The organism is Microbacterium sp. NPDC076895, assembly GCF_040687115.1.
Classification (GTDB): domain Bacteria; phylum Actinomycetota; class Actinomycetes; order Actinomycetales; family Microbacteriaceae; genus Microbacterium.
On record NZ_JBFBMQ010000007.1, the window covers coordinates 80,541 to 94,353 of the forward strand.

Consider the following 13,813-nt stretch of genomic DNA (forward strand, 5'->3'; position numbering starts at 1 on the left):
TCGCCGGTCGGCGTTGCGCAAATCTCCTTCGTGCTGCTGTTGTGTGCAGGTGCTGCGAATAGAAGCGCAGCACCTGCACACAACAGCAGCACATGTATGCCGGCAGCCAGCGAACACCCGGGCGTGCTCCGCTCGGCGAGCAGCGGTCAGGGGCGCGGGAGGGCACTGGCCAGTCCGTCGCCCGTGAGGATGTCGTAGAGGCGACGCGGATGCTCAACATCCGCGCGGTCCCACCGCGAGAACCCGCGCACTTCACGTCGAATCTCGTTCTCCCGGTTCTTCTCGTCTATCACCGCGTCGGCGACGTCGTGACCTGGGCGGCGGAGCGCGGCATCCCGGTACTTCCCTTCGCCGTCGAACTCGCCCCAATGATCGGCCTCGGGAAAGTAGAAGTCGGCGAAGACGAGTCTTCCGGTGCGCAGGACGCGCCGCTCTTGCAGCCGAGGCCGTGGAAATCCCAGTCGTGCGATTTCCACACGGCAGTGGGATTCGCGAACGTTAGCGGCTCCGGTTTCCGCAAACGACAGCGCCCGCAGCGCCCGGACCTGTCCGCGATGATGCGCGTCGCGAGTCCACAGCGCGTGAATGCTGTCGATGTCGGTGAGTGCTCCGCCCGGGCGATCTGCCCAGATCGCCTGATCGACGCTGGCGACGGCATTCAGGAACCGCAGAGAGCGGGCGAGGTCCAGCGCGGTCTGCGCCGGCGTCGTGATCGTGTGGCGACCGAACGGCATCACCTCAAGCGTCCGCAGGTCGCGGGTGTGGCGGCGAACGACGCCGCTGGAGCGTCCGCCCGTTGCAGGCCCGCAGGTCACATCGACAACGTGCGGCCAGGGGCCCAGCATGTCGATGCCGTGCTCCGCTGCCGCCGCTGCGTGCGAGAGGACGGCGCCGGGCTGAAGACGACGTGCCACTTCGTGAACGAGTACGCGGTGGCGTTCGATCGGTGTGAGCATGAGCCAGTGATCGGAGCGGACAAACGCCCCGGGCGCGACCTTTACCCAGGTGCCCGCCTCGAGGGCGCGCCGCAGGCGCCGATTATCCAACGGTTCCATCCGGTCTGAACGGCGAATCGTGTCGATCTCGGGCAGTGTGCGCACGGAAGAATCCTCGGACCAACGCTCCACGCAGCATCCCCGTGCGTGCCACCGCAGTGGATTTGCGCCGGAACACCCGCTCGGGGGAGGAGATCTGCAGGCGGCGAGCGGCCTAGCGCGGGGCGGGCCGGGTTCGGGCGCCCTGTCGCGTCTGAGCGCTGCAGTTCTGTGCGGATGCTGCGCGTTTATGAACAGCGCACGCACAGACGTGCCGCGCACGTGGGGCGATACACCTGCGCGAACGCGCCGCGCTGGGGCGGCATCTCGCCGGGTAGACTCGTCTCACGATGGACGACCCTCCGAGTTGCCGACGATCGCCCCACCGACCCGCACCCCAGACCGGGGGTGATGCGTGATGGAGTTCATCATGCTGGGGGTGGGGCTCCTGCTCACGATCGGGACGGGGCTGTTCGTCGCGAGCGAGTTCGCGCTGGTGAACCTCGATCGCGCCGATCTCGAAGCGCGTCAGGCTGCGGGAGAGACGCGCCTCTCGCTGACGATCAGCGCGCTCAAGATCACCTCGACGCACCTGTCCAGTGCTCAACTGGGCATCACGCTGACGACCCTGCTCACCGGTTACACGATGGAGCCGGCGATTTCGAGCCTGTTGCGTCCGGTCTTCACGGGGTGGGGTTGGCCCGATGCCGTCGTCAGCCCGCTCGCTGCGATCATCGGTGTCGCCATCGCCACCATCTTCTCGATGGTGATCGGCGAGCTCGTACCGAAGAACTTCGCACTCGCGGTCCCGAGACAGACGGCGAAACTTGTCGTGCCGTTTCAGACTGCCTTCACGACCGTGTTTCGCCCGGCGATCGTCGTGCTCAACGGAAGTGCCAACGCGTTCCTTCGCGCGGTGGGAATCGAGCCTAAGGAAGAGCTCTCTGGCGCGCGCTCTGCAGAGGAGCTCTCGAGCCTCGTGCGCCGTTCGGCGAGCGCCGGTGTCCTGGAACAGGACACCGCGTCACTGCTCGACCGCTCCCTCACCTTCGCGCGCCTGACCGCTGCGGATGTCATGACGCCGCGCCCGAGTGTCCACGCGCTCGCCGCTGACGACTCCGTCGAAGACGTCATCCAGCTCGCGCGATCCACGGGTCACAGCCGCTTTCCGGTGTACGAGGAGTCGATGGATGACATCGTCGGGATCGCTCACCTCAAGGCTGCAGTGGGTGTTCCCCGTGGCAGACGCGGAACGGTTCCGGTGGGCGCGATCGCGACCGAGCCGCTCCGCGTGCCCGAAGCCGTGCACCTGGACGCGCTGCTGGCCGAGCTCCGTTCCCGCGGGTACCAAATGGCGATCGTCGTCGATGAATACGGCGGCACCGCCGGAGTCGTCACCCTCGAGGACCTGGTCGAAGAGATCGTCGGTGAAGTCCTCGACGAGCACGACCGGCGTCGCACCGACATCGTCCGCATCGATCGGGATGTCGTCTTCCCCGGGGAGCTTCGGCCCGACGAGGTGCTCGACCGGATCGGCATCCGCATTCCCGTGGGCGACGTATACGACACCGTCGGCGGTTACCTCATGAGCGAACTCGAACGGATCCCCGTCGTGGGAGACACCGTCGAGCTCGAGGAGGGAACCCTGTCTGTGGAGAGGATGGCTGGTCGGCGCGTGGACCGCGTCCGGTTCATCCCCGCTACCATTCCCGGTGAGGATGCCGACGAGGAGGTGTCCTCGTGAGTGACTGGGCAGGCCTGGCTTGGTTGGTCGTCCTGCTGGTGGCCAACGCCTTCTTCGTCGGTGCTGAATTCGCTGTCATCTCCGCGCGCAGGTCGCAGATCGAGCCGTTGGCTGAGCGCGGTTCGCGTGCCGCCAAGACGTCGCTGTACGCCATGGAGCACGCGACGCTCATGCTGGCGACCTCGCAGCTGGGTATCACCATCTGTTCGCTGTTGATCCTGAACGTCTCAGAGCCCGCGATCCACCACCTCTTGGCGGTGCCGCTCGAACTCACGGGGCTGAGCTATGCGGCAGTCGATGTCATCGCGTTCGTCATCGCCCTCGTGGTGGTCTCGTACCTGCATGTCGTCTTCGGCGAGATGGTTCCCAAGAACCTCGCGTTCTCGGTTCCCGATCGTGCCGTGCTGATGCTCGCGCCGCCGCTCGTATGGGTCTCGAAGGTCTTCCACCCGGTCATCGTGACGCTCAACTGGATCGCGAATCATGTTGTTCGCTTGTTCCGGGTCGAGCCCAAGAATGAAGCGACCTCGACCTACACGCTCGAAGAGGTCGCGACGATCGTGGCGCAGTCGCGGATGGAGGGCGTGCTCGAGGACACCGCGGGCACGGTAGCGGCAGTCGTCGAGTTTACGGAGAAGAAGGCCCGCGATGTCGCTGTTCCGCTCGCTGATCTGCTGACACTGCCGCAGAACACGACGCCCAAGCAGATCGAGCGCGCCGTCGCCAAGAACGGATTCTCGCGATACGTCATCGTGGACCCTGCGGGTATTCCGCTCGGCTACGTCCATCTCAAAGACATCCTGCGAGCTGCCGAGGGAGAGGACGCCGCGACTGACGTCGTGAGGCCGATCGACCCCGCTCGCATCCACCACATGGTGCCCGTGACCGAGAACACCGACCTCGAGGATGCCCTTGCTCTCATGCGGGAGCAGGGACGACACCTGGCTCAGGTACGCGACGCGAGTGGCACCATCACCGGTGTTCTGTTCCTCGAGGATGTCATCGAAGAACTCGTCGGCGAGGTGCAGGATGCCACCCGTCGAGGCTGGCGAAACGAACGGTAGAGGCCGCGCTCACGCCGTCCGTGTCGGGCGGGCTCGCTCATACTGGGCGGGCCAGTAGTCGATATCGACGCCGAGCTCTGCCGCAGCGCGCAGGGCGAAGTGAGGATCGCGAAGCCACTCACGCGCTGCCATGACGGCATCCGCGGCGCCTGACGCGAGAACCTCCTCGGCCTGTGTGCCCGTGGTGATCATCCCCACCGCGCTCACGGGAACTCCCGCTCGCTCTCGCACTTCACGGGCGAACGGCACTTGGTAGCCCGGACCCGCGATGACCCGCTGGTGCGCGACGAGACCGCCGCTGGAGACGTCGATGAACACGGCGCCGTGCTCAGCCGTCCAGGCGGCTACCGTCGCGGTCTCTGCGACATCCCAGCCTCCCTCAGCCCAGTCTGTAGCCGAGAATCGCACCATCACGGGCGCGGTGGGCGCGGCAGCGCGAACGGCGTCGATCACCTCGAGCAGCAGCCGTGCCCGGTTCTCGAGCGAGCCGCCGTAGGAGTCGGTTCGCTGATTCGACAGCGGCGAGAGGAACTCGTGGAGCAGGTAGCCGTGCGCAGCATGAACCTCCAGCACATCGAAGCCGGCTTCGACGCTGCGGCGGGCGGCTGCCGCGAAGTCCTCGACGACCTTCGCGATTGCGGCGTCATCCATCTCCTCGGGAACGGCGTAGCCCTCGTAGGCGATCGGTGAAGGCGCGAGCGGCTGCCACCCGCCGTCGGCTGCCGGCACAGTCCCGCGACCTGCTTTCAGCGGGGACCACGTCGACGCCTTCCGACCCGCGTGCGCGAGCTGGATAGCGGCAAGAGCGCCGCGAGCACGGATCTCAGCAGCGATCGGTGCCCAGGCATCGCGCTGGTGGTCGTTCCAGATTCCCGTGTCCTCAGGGCTGATCCGGCCCTCAGGGCTGACCGCGGTCGCCTCGGTCATGACCAGACCCGCGCCGCCGGTCGCGAACGAGCTGAGGTGGGTGAGATGCCATGTGTTCGGCATCCCGTCTACCGAGCTGTACTGACACATGGGGGCAACCCACAGGCGGTTGCGCGCCTGCAGAGAACCGATCTCGACGGGGGTGAACAGCAGACTCATCGATTCTCCAGAGGTAGGGTTGCTCGCATGTTGCGGTCATGGGCGGCGGATGACGCGCGACGCGTCCTGGGAAGACCAACCGCCCACGACGACAAGTATTCCCGCGGTGTCGTCGGCTTGCGGACCGGGTCACGGCAGTTTCCCGGTGCCGCGGTGCTCGGGGTCGAGGGTGCTTGGCGCACGGGTATCGGCATGGTGCGCTACCTCGGACCGGCGCGACCGACACGGCTCGTGCTGGCGCGGCGTCCCGAGACCGTCACCGCCGAGGGGCGTGTCCAGACGTGGGTCATCGGTTCGGGTACGAGCTCCGAGGACCGGACGGATGCCGAGACACGCGTGTTGCGCGAGGTTCTCGACGGGCCTGATCCGGTCATCGTCGATGCCGGCGCGCTCGATCTTGCGGCATCCGCCACGGCACCGGTAGTCATCACGCCGCACGCCGGCGAGCACGCGAAGCTGCGCTCTGCGCTCGGACTCGATCCGGATGGTGCTCGCAGCGCGGCGGGTGCAGCAGAGACCGCTGCGGCACTCGGAGCCGTGGTCATGCTGAAGGGTGCCACAACGATCGTGGCATCCCCGGAGGGCTGGGAGTGCGCGATCGACGCCCCGACGTCGTGGCTCGCAACTGCCGGGACCGGCGACGTCCTGGCAGGGATCCTTGGGGCCGTCACAGCCGGTGCGGCTGCGCGAGGCGCGTCGGTCTCTCTTGCCGCGTGCGCGGCGACCGCGGCATGGCTCCACGGTCAGGCCGCCTTGGCTGCGTCAGAGGCGGTCGCTGGCGGACCGATCACGGCGCTGGATGTCGCCGAGCATCTCCCGCTCGTCGTCGGTCGCCTCCTCGCGGGCCCCGACACGACGCCAATGCTCATCGAATCGTGATCGGCGCGGCCGGCCTTCTGACGAGGCGGACCTTGCTGCTTCCGTAGGATGGTTGCGTGGCACGGCGGGGTTGGATGTGGGTGGCGTTCGCCCTCGTACATGGATTCGTTGCGGTAGCGGGATATCAGCTCCCGAACGCACCGATGGGTGACGTTTACTTGGTCTACGAACCCTGGTCAGGCTGTGCGCTCGGCATCATGGACTACTGCGGGACCTCCGGACGGCAGATCGTCGGGATCACCGAGCCGTGGGTCTATCCCGTTCTTGCCCTCGTGCCTATGCTCGCGGCGTGGCTGTTCGAGGCGGCTGTGTCGTACACGCCGGCCTGGGCGATCCTTGTGACGCTCGTGGACGCCGTCGCGTTCGCCGTGCTGCTCGGCGACGCGCGATCTCGCGGGCGGGCGCTGGCTGCCGCGTTCTGGCTTACCTACATGGTCGCTCTCGGGCCTGTCGGTATGTATCGCCTGGAAGGGATCGCGGTTCCGCTGGCGATCATGGGATGCCTGTGGCTCGTTCGCCGGCCGTGGCTCGGATCAGCCTTGCTTGCCGCCGGCACCTGGATCAAGGTGTGGCCAGCCGCGCTCTTGGCGGCAGCCTTTGTCGCGGTGCGACGTCGCCTTGCCATCGTCGGCGGTGCCGTCGTCGTGTCGGCGGCCACCATCGCGGTCGTGCTCGCGCTCGGTGGCGGACGGTATCTGTTCGGCTTCATCAGTGACCAGACCGGCAGGGGCCTGCAGATCGAGGCTCCCGTGTCCGCCGTGTACATGTGGTTCTCGGCGTTGGACGTCTTCGGTTCCCGGGTGTACTACTCCAGCGACCTGCTCACGTTCCAGGTCGCCGGCCCCGGTGTCGACGCCGTGATCGCCGTCATGACCCCGCTGCTGGCGGCATCCGTGCTGGCACTACTGCTGCTCGGGCTGTGGGGAGTGCGCCGTGGAGCACACATCGTGCGGCTGTATCCGGCGCTGGCGTTCGCCCTGGTCCTCGCCTTCATCGTCGTGAACAAGGTCGGCTCGCCCCAGTACATGACCTGGATCGTGGCGCCTTTGGTCTACGGGCTCGTGGTCGATCGTGCGACCTGGCTGCGGCCTGCCGCCTTCGCGGTGGCGGCCGGACTCCTGACGCAGATCGTCTATCCGATCTACTACAACTTCCTCATGACGGACCACCCGGCTCCCGGGGTCGTCGCCTTGCTCACGGCGCGAAACCTCGCTCTCGTGGTGATGTTCGCGTGGTCGATCATCCACCTGGTGCGCGTCGCCAGCGCCGGTGGGTCTGCCTCGGCTGGGGCACCGCGCACGCGCCCCGCATCCGTCAGCGAAAGGTCTGCCTCATGATCGTTGCCTTCTCCGTCGCCCCGAGTGGCACAGGTCGCGCCGACGGTTCGGTTCACGATGCCGTCGCCGCGGCGGTCCGGATCGTCCGGGAGTCGGGTCTGCCCCACCGGACGACTTCGATGTTCACCGAGATCGAGGGGGAGTGGGACGAGGTTTTCGCGGTCGTGAAGGCTGCCACCGAGGCAGTCGGCGCCTACGGTTCGCGCGTCTCGCTCGTGCTCAAGGCCGACATTCGCCCGGGCTACACCGGCGAACTCGACGGGAAGCTCGAGCGCCTCGAGCAAGCGATCAACGCGGACGGCGAGACCCCAGCCGCGAACTGACGGCGCTGCGCAAAGCTCCCGGCAGGTTGGCTGCCCGAAAGGGGTGACCCGGGACTGGTTGTGGGCTCGCACAGGGTCGTGCGGGACGAGCCACCGTTCGATTTAGGTCCGGTGTGGCGGACCCCGTTGACCGCTACTCCCGTGCTGCAGACCGTCCCTGCGGCTGTCTCTCTTTGCGCTGGGCGTTCGGACCTCGCCCGAGCGAGAGTGATCCCACGCCCCGGCACCGTCGCGGCGTTACCCGCACCCGCGGTCGCGCCTCAGACGGGCGGCCGCTCTCGAAGAAGAGGGATCGATGAAGATCACTGCGCTTGTCTCCCGGGGACCCGCGTCCCCCCTTTCGATCGAACCGCTCGAGATCGACGAGCCTCGGCCCGATGAGATCCTGGTGCGCCTGAGCGCCGTCGGCGTCTGCCACACCGACATCGTCACGCGGAGCTTCTTTCCCGAGGGTGCTCCCATCGTCCTCGGCCACGAGGGGGCGGGAACCGTGGAGGCCGTCGGCGCCGAGGTTTCTGCCGTCACCGTGGGAGACAAGGTCCTTCTGAGCTACCGGAGCTGCGGTAACTGCCGCACGTGCACGGCTGGGGCGCGCGCGTATTGTGAGCGGTTCGCCGCGCTGAACGTCTCGGGCGGACGCGGCGATGGAACCACGCCCCTCCACGATCGGACCGGTGGACCGATCGGCGGCGGGTTCTTCGGCCAGTCGAGCTTCGCAACCCATGCACTGGTCACCGAGTCCAACGCGGTGCGGGTTCCCGCCGATACCAACCTCGTCGCCACGGCGTCGTTCGGCTGCGGGATGCAGACCGGCGCGGGAGTCGTCGCCAACGTGCTGCGGCCCCAGAAGACCGACAGCGTCGTGGTGTTCGGGACCGGCGCTGTCGGCATGGCGGCGATCATGGCTGCGCGCGCCCTCGGCGTCGGCACGATCATCGGGGTCGATCTGTCGGAGGACCGTCTCGCGCTCGCCCGTGAGCTCGGAGCGACGCGCACGTTCTCGGGCTCGGCGCCCGGCCTCGTCGAGAGTATTCATGCAGCCACATCCGGGGGCGCGACCCACGGCCTCGACACCACCGGCAACGCCGGTGTCGTTCGAACCGCGACCGATGCCCTGGCTCCGCTCGGAACCCTCGTGGTGGTCGGAACGGGGGGAAGCGAACTCACGCTCGACTCGACCACGTTCATCGGAGCGGGAAAGACCATCCGCGGCAGCATCGAAGGAGATGCCGACCCGCACGAGTTCATTCCGACACTTCTGACTTGGCACGCCGAGGGGCTCTTCCCGGTGGAACGGCTCGTGAGCACGTACCACTTCGACGCCGTCAACGAAGCGATGGCAGACAGCATCTCGGGCGTCACCGTGAAGCCCGTTCTCGTTTTCTCGGAAACTGAAGGAGAGTGACCATGACGATGTCCGCTGACAACACCGAACGTCTCATCGACCCGAGCCGGGAGCGGCTTGCGGAGGTGCTACAGCTGCAGCGCGAGGCGCAGCGGCGCGAAGGCATCCCCGATCTCGAAACGCGTCTGTCGCGGATCGACCGGCTCGCTCTGGCGATCATCGAGCACGCCGACGACATCGTCGATGCTCTCAACGCGGATTTCGGCAACCGACCTGCGCTCGCGAGTCTGCGCTCTGACGTTGTTGCGTCCGTGACCGAGGCTGAGTACATCCGGGCCAATCTTGCTGAGTGGATGGCGCCGCAGGCTTCGGAGATGGGACCCGGTATGGGCATTCCCGTGACGATGTCACCACAGCCCCTGGGTGTCGTAGGAATCGTTGGCCCGTGGAACTTTCCTGTCGGGCTGGTGATTCAGCCGGCGCTGGAGGCTCTGGCGGCGGGCAACCGGGTGATGATCAAGTTCTCCGACATCCCCGAGCGGACCGGCCGCGTGGTCGCCGGAGCTGTGGCTTCCCGCCTCTCGCAGGAGGAGGTCGCCGTCGTCCTGGGCGATCGGGACACCGCTGTCGCGTTCTCTGACCTGCCCTTCGACCATCTGTTCTTCACCGGGTCGCCGGGAGTGGGGCGCGCGGTTGCCGCCGCGGCGGGGCGAAACCTGGTGCCAGTGACACTGGAACTGGGGGGAAAGAACCCGGTGCTGGTCTCCGCCGAGGCATCCATCGACGAGGCTGCAGCGCGCGTGGCCGCCTCTCGCATGAACAACGGGGGACAGCTCTGTCTCTGCCCCGATGACGTCTACGTGCCGCGCGACAGCGTGGATGCCTTCGCCGATGCCTTCGCCAATGCCATCCGCACGTCGCTTCCTGACTACGCGCACAATGGTGATGTCATTACCGTCATCAACGAGGCGAATTACGCGCGAATCCTTCGTCTGATCGAGGATGCCCGCGCGAAGGGAGCACGCATCCAGCCCATCGAGACCGGCGACGGCGACGCGTCGCTCCCTGACCCTGAGACCCGACGGATCGCCCCGACTCTCGTGTTCGACGCCACCGAAGACATGCTGATCTCTCACGAGGAGATCTTCGGGCCCGTTGTCGTGGTGCGTCCCTACGACGACGTCTCCGACGTGATCGAACGCATCGCTGCTCACCCCCACCCGCTCGTCGCCTACTACTACGGTCCGGAGGGTGAGGAGTTCCAGCGTTACATCGACGAGACCTCTTCCGGTGGGGTCACGCGAAACGATCTTGCATTGCACCTCATGGTCCCCGACGTTCCCTTCGGCGGGATCGGGATGAGCGGTACCGGCGTTTATCACGGGAAGCCGGGGTTCGACACTTTCAGCCATCTGCGGCCGGTTGCCTCGCCGCAGCTGCCGTTCTCGATGGGGCAGATGGTGGGGGCGCCGTTCCTTCCCGACACCGCGGAGACCGAACGGACACAGCTCGAGGGATTGCGCGCGAGCATCGCTGCGCGGGTCGGTGCGTGAGGAAAGGAACGAATACGCCAATGACTGAGATCGACCGCAGCACCCCCGTCATCATCGGAGTGGGACAGGTCATCGACAGACTCGGTGAGGACGGCTATGAAGCGTTGTCTGCGGTCGACCTCGCCGCTCGGGCTTCCCAGCGTGCGCTGCAAGACGCGGGAGTTCCCGTCGAGACGCTCACGGAGGCCATCGACACTGTCGCGGGCATCCGTCAGTTCGAGATATCGACACCGGGTGCTCGCGCGCCACTCGGGAAATCCAACAACTATCCCCGCTCGGTGGCGGATCGGCTCGACGCACGGCCGCGACGCGCGATCCTTGAGGTCGTTGGCGGGCAGAGCTCCCAGCACCTGGTGACCGAGCTTGCAGGGGAGATCGCCGCAGGCCGCAGCCGGGTCGCGCTCGCGTTTGGCTCCGAGGCGATCTCGACCGCGCGCGCCCTGGCGAAATCTCCCGACAAGCCGGACTTCACCGAGCACGTCGAGGGTGAACTGGAAGACCGCGGATTCGGCCTGTCCGGGCTCGTCTCGATGGAGGCATCCCAGCACGGGCTCGTGGACGCTCCGAGTCAATACGCCCTGTTCGAAAACGCCCGCCGCGCACGACTCGGGCTGTCCCGGGCAGAGTACGACGCGCAAATGGGGGAGCTGTTCGCGCCGTTCACTCGTGTCGCCGCGGCAAACCCCTATGCGGCGGCCCCGGTCGAGCGGACCGCTGAGGAGCTCGTCACCCCGAGCGAGGCGAACCGCCTCATCGCCGAGCCTTACACCCGTTACCTCGTCGCGAGGGACCAGGTCAATCAGGGCGCCGCTGTGCTGCTGGCATCCGTGGATGCCGCGCGCGAGCTCGGAGTCCCGGAGAGCGCATGGGTCTACATCCACGGGCACGCGGACCTGCGCGAGCGCGACCTCATGGATCGCGAGGACCTCTCGGTCAGCATCGCGGCACGCGAAGCGACCGAGCTTGCGCTGGAGATGGCTGGAATCGGGGCCGACGACGTCTCGACGTGGGACTTCTACAGCTGCTTCCCGATCGCGGTCTCTACCGTCGCCATCGATGGCCTCGGCCTTTCGGCCGACGACCCGCGCGGCCTGACGGTCACGGGCGGTCTGCCGTTCTTCGGCGGGGCGGGGAACAACTACTCGATGCACGCGATCGCCGAGACCGTGGCTCGCGCTCGCCGCAAGCCAGGATCCTACGGCTTCGTGGGAGCGAACGGCGGGGCGCTCAGCAAGTATTCCGCGGCGGTCTACTCGACCCTTCCTCGCCCCTGGCAGCCCGACAGGTCTGCGGCGGCGCAGGAGAAGATCGACGCGACCGCCCCGGTGCCCCAGGTGTCGCGGCCCTCGGGGAGGGCGACGGTCGAGACGTTCACGATCACGCACGGCCGAGACGGATCGGAGGCGGCAATCGTCATCGGGCGCCTCACCACGACGGGGGAGCGTTTCATCGCTCGCGGATGGGACGGGGACAGGGAGTTGCTCGACCAGCTGCGGTCCGAGCACCCCGTCGGTTCAGCGCTCTGGGTCACCCCGACCGGGCCGGCCAACCGCGTCACCGTCAGCCGTGAGCGTGCCGCGCAGCTCGCCCCGCCACAGCCTCCGCGTCTGCGCGAGAGCTACGAGTACGTGACGGTCGCGCGCGAGGAGCATCTGCTGATCGTGACGATCAACCGCCCCGAGGCGCGCAACGCGCTCTTCCCGCCCGCGCACGACGAGTTGGCGGAGGTCTTCGATGCATTCTTCGCCGACCAGGATCTGTGGGTCGCGATCCTCACGGGCGCGGGAACCAAGGCATTCTCGGCAGGCAACGATCTCGTGTACTCCGCGAGCGGAAAGCCCAACTATCTGCCGCTGTCGGGGTTCGCGGGGCTGACCAGCAGACGCGGGATGAACAAGCCTGTGATCGCCGCCGTCAACGGATACGCCATGGGCGGGGGATTCGAGACGGCTCTTGCATGCCACCTCGTCGTCGCCGACGAGGCCGCTCAATTCGCGCTGAGCGAGGTGCGAGTGGGTCTGGTTGCCGGTGCCGGCGGGGTTGTTCGGCTCCCGCGGATGATCCCTGAGAAGGTTGCGACGGACCTGATCCTCACAGGCCGTCGCATCGGTGCGGCGGAGGCGCGTGAGCTCGGCGTTGTCAGCCGCGTGGTTCCGACGGGCACAGCGCTCGATGGTGCTCGGGAACTCGCCTCGGAGATCCTCACCGGCTCTCCGACATCCGTGCGTCTCTCGCTCGAGGTGATGGAGCAGGCCCGTGCAGTCCCCGACGTGATCGACGCCGTCACGGCGAGATCGTCGGCGTTCGACGAACTCATGGTCAGCGCTGACGCGATGGAAGGGATGACGGCCTTCGCCCAGAAGCGCGCTCCCCGCTGGTCGAACAGCTGAGCGGAGCCGCGCTCAGCGGAAGTACGGCAGGTCGCCGTCCGGTGGGCGCAGTTGCGCCACGATCGAGTCCAGTTGCTTCGCGTGGACACTGTCACGCTCACGCCACGCCAGACCGACCGTGGTATCTAGCTCCCCGTCGGCGAACGGGTAGACCTCGAGCTGATCGAAGTCGAAGAACCGCGACGCGGGCAGCTCGGTGCTGCGCGTGACGAGCATGACTTCGCCCGTCCGTACGAGCCGAGTCTGGACACCGATGATGTCGCGCAGATCGATCTCTTCCACCGTGCCGATCCCTGCGCGCTTGAACGCCTCGAACATCTTGCCCATCGACGTCGGCTGCATCGCCAGAGGCAAAGTCAGAAGGCGCCGTCCCGCCAGGTCGGACAGACGTAGCGGTCGCCCGAGATCGAGGGTCGGATCGGCGATCGAGGCCAGCGCGTAGCCGTACTGAGCCAGCGCCAGGGTGGCGATCCCCGGCTCGGCGATCGGCAGATGTACCAGCGCGAGATCCAGGTCTCCGTGACGCAACGACTCCAGCAGAACAGCGGACAACTCCGACGCCGGGTCTGGCGCGCTCGGAGAAGCGTCTGCCACCGCTTCACTGAGCCGCTGGGCCAGGACCCGGGAGGTCCAGGGCGTTGCACCGAAACGCAGTGGCGCGCTTTCTCCTCGGGACACCGCCAAGAATTCGTCCGCTTGTGCCACGAGTTCGACGGCCAACGGCAGAAGCCGGTCGCCGAGTTCCGTGCGTGTGAACTGATGGTACGAGCGAGAGAAGAGATCTCCGCCCAGCTGCCGCTCGAGTTCGCGGATCGTCCTGCTGAGCGGCGATGGCGTCACGTGCAGGTCCTCCGCCGCGGCCGCAATCGTCCCCCGTCGGGACACCGCGACGAACGCCCTCACCTGCGAAAGCTCCACGGCCATACTTTACGGACTCGTCGGCCCCGGCAGGTCCGTCGTTACGCACGACGCGGGTCGGTATCGGTCCGCTGCAGCGTGCGCCCACCGACTCCGTGAGAGCTGGCTCCGTGCACGCCGTAACGTGCCGCGCCGGCGCT

The 13,813-nt window shown here is 67.1% G+C and carries 11 protein-coding genes; 8 read left to right on the top strand and 3 right to left on the bottom strand.

The features are described from left to right. Positions 1-146: 146 nt before the first annotated feature. Positions 147-1,100, bottom strand: a complete 954-nt coding sequence (locus AB0O89_RS07890; RefSeq protein WP_363495975.1) for a hypothetical protein — start codon at positions 1,098-1,100, stop codon at positions 147-149. A 352-nt stretch (positions 1,101-1,452) separates the two neighbouring features. On the opposite strand from AB0O89_RS07890, the gene AB0O89_RS07895 reads away from it, so the two are divergent. Together AB0O89_RS07895 and AB0O89_RS07900 are read left to right on the top strand one after the other, a co-directional pair. Further along, positions 1,453-2,778, top strand: coding sequence for a hemolysin family protein (locus AB0O89_RS07895; protein WP_363496220.1), 1,326 nt, complete (start codon positions 1,453-1,455; stop codon positions 2,776-2,778). Next, positions 2,775-3,842, top strand: coding sequence for a hemolysin family protein (locus AB0O89_RS07900; protein ID WP_363495978.1), 1,068 nt, complete (start codon positions 2,775-2,777; stop codon positions 3,840-3,842). The genes AB0O89_RS07895 and AB0O89_RS07900 overlap by 4 nt, the downstream gene beginning before the upstream one ends. A gap of 9 nt (positions 3,843-3,851) precedes the next feature. Here AB0O89_RS07900 and AB0O89_RS07905 read toward each other — a convergent pair whose 3' ends face one another. Continuing rightward, complete coding sequence (locus tag AB0O89_RS07905; protein WP_363495981.1) at positions 3,852-4,928, bottom strand: NADH:flavin oxidoreductase/NADH oxidase; 1,077 nt, start codon at positions 4,926-4,928, stop codon at positions 3,852-3,854. Between the two features lie 27 nt (positions 4,929-4,955). On the opposite strand from AB0O89_RS07905, the gene AB0O89_RS07910 reads away from it, so the two are divergent. The 6 genes from AB0O89_RS07910 (at position 4,956) to AB0O89_RS07935 (ending at position 12,755) form a co-directional block, all read left to right on the top strand. Next, positions 4,956-5,807 carry an ADP/ATP-dependent (S)-NAD(P)H-hydrate dehydratase gene (locus AB0O89_RS07910; protein WP_363495984.1) on the top strand — a complete coding sequence of 284 codons (852 nt, stop codon included), beginning with the start codon at positions 4,956-4,958 and terminating at the stop codon, positions 5,805-5,807. 56 nt (positions 5,808-5,863) lie between these two features. Continuing rightward, entirely contained in the window at positions 5,864-7,144 is a 1,281-nt protein-coding gene (locus AB0O89_RS07915) for a hypothetical protein (RefSeq protein WP_363495987.1), read from the top strand. Continuing rightward, on the top strand, positions 7,141-7,467 hold the full coding sequence (locus AB0O89_RS07920) for a thiamine-binding protein (protein ID WP_363495990.1): 327 nt from the start codon (positions 7,141-7,143) through the stop codon (positions 7,465-7,467). Before AB0O89_RS07915 ends, AB0O89_RS07920 begins: the two co-directional genes overlap by 4 nt. 295 nt (positions 7,468-7,762) lie before the next feature. Then, positions 7,763-8,872, top strand: a complete 1,110-nt coding sequence (locus tag AB0O89_RS07925) for an NAD(P)-dependent alcohol dehydrogenase (protein ID WP_363495993.1) — start codon at positions 7,763-7,765, stop codon at positions 8,870-8,872. A 2-nt stretch (positions 8,873-8,874) separates the two neighbouring features. Further along, positions 8,875-10,365, top strand: a complete 1,491-nt coding sequence (locus tag AB0O89_RS07930; RefSeq protein WP_363495995.1) for an aldehyde dehydrogenase family protein — start codon at positions 8,875-8,877, stop codon at positions 10,363-10,365. Between the two features lie 20 nt (positions 10,366-10,385). Then, on the top strand, positions 10,386-12,755 hold the full coding sequence (locus AB0O89_RS07935; protein WP_363495998.1) for an acetyl-CoA acetyltransferase: 2,370 nt from the start codon (positions 10,386-10,388) through the stop codon (positions 12,753-12,755). Between the two features lie 12 nt (positions 12,756-12,767). On the opposite strand, the gene AB0O89_RS07940 is transcribed toward AB0O89_RS07935, so the two are convergent. Beyond that, positions 12,768-13,673, bottom strand: coding sequence for a LysR family transcriptional regulator (locus AB0O89_RS07940; protein ID WP_363496001.1), 906 nt, complete (start codon positions 13,671-13,673; stop codon positions 12,768-12,770). Between the last annotated feature and the right edge of the window lie 140 nt (positions 13,674-13,813).

Coding starts and splice junctions, on each gene's coding strand:
- AB0O89_RS07925 (WP_363495993.1), top strand. CDS start 7,763: ATGAAGATCACTGCGCTTGTCTCCCGGGGACCCGCGTCCCCCCTTTCG.
- AB0O89_RS07895 (WP_363496220.1), top strand. CDS start 1,453: ATGGAGTTCATCATGCTGGGGGTGGGGCTCCTGCTCACGATCGGGACG.
- AB0O89_RS07935 (WP_363495998.1), top strand. CDS start 10,386: ATGACTGAGATCGACCGCAGCACCCCCGTCATCATCGGAGTGGGACAG.
- AB0O89_RS07905 (WP_363495981.1), bottom strand. CDS start 4,928: ATGAGTCTGCTGTTCACCCCCGTCGAGATCGGTTCTCTGCAGGCGCGC.
- AB0O89_RS07910 (WP_363495984.1), top strand. CDS start 4,956: ATGTTGCGGTCATGGGCGGCGGATGACGCGCGACGCGTCCTGGGAAGA.
- AB0O89_RS07930 (WP_363495995.1), top strand. CDS start 8,875: ATGACGATGTCCGCTGACAACACCGAACGTCTCATCGACCCGAGCCGG.
- AB0O89_RS07920 (WP_363495990.1), top strand. CDS start 7,141: ATGATCGTTGCCTTCTCCGTCGCCCCGAGTGGCACAGGTCGCGCCGAC.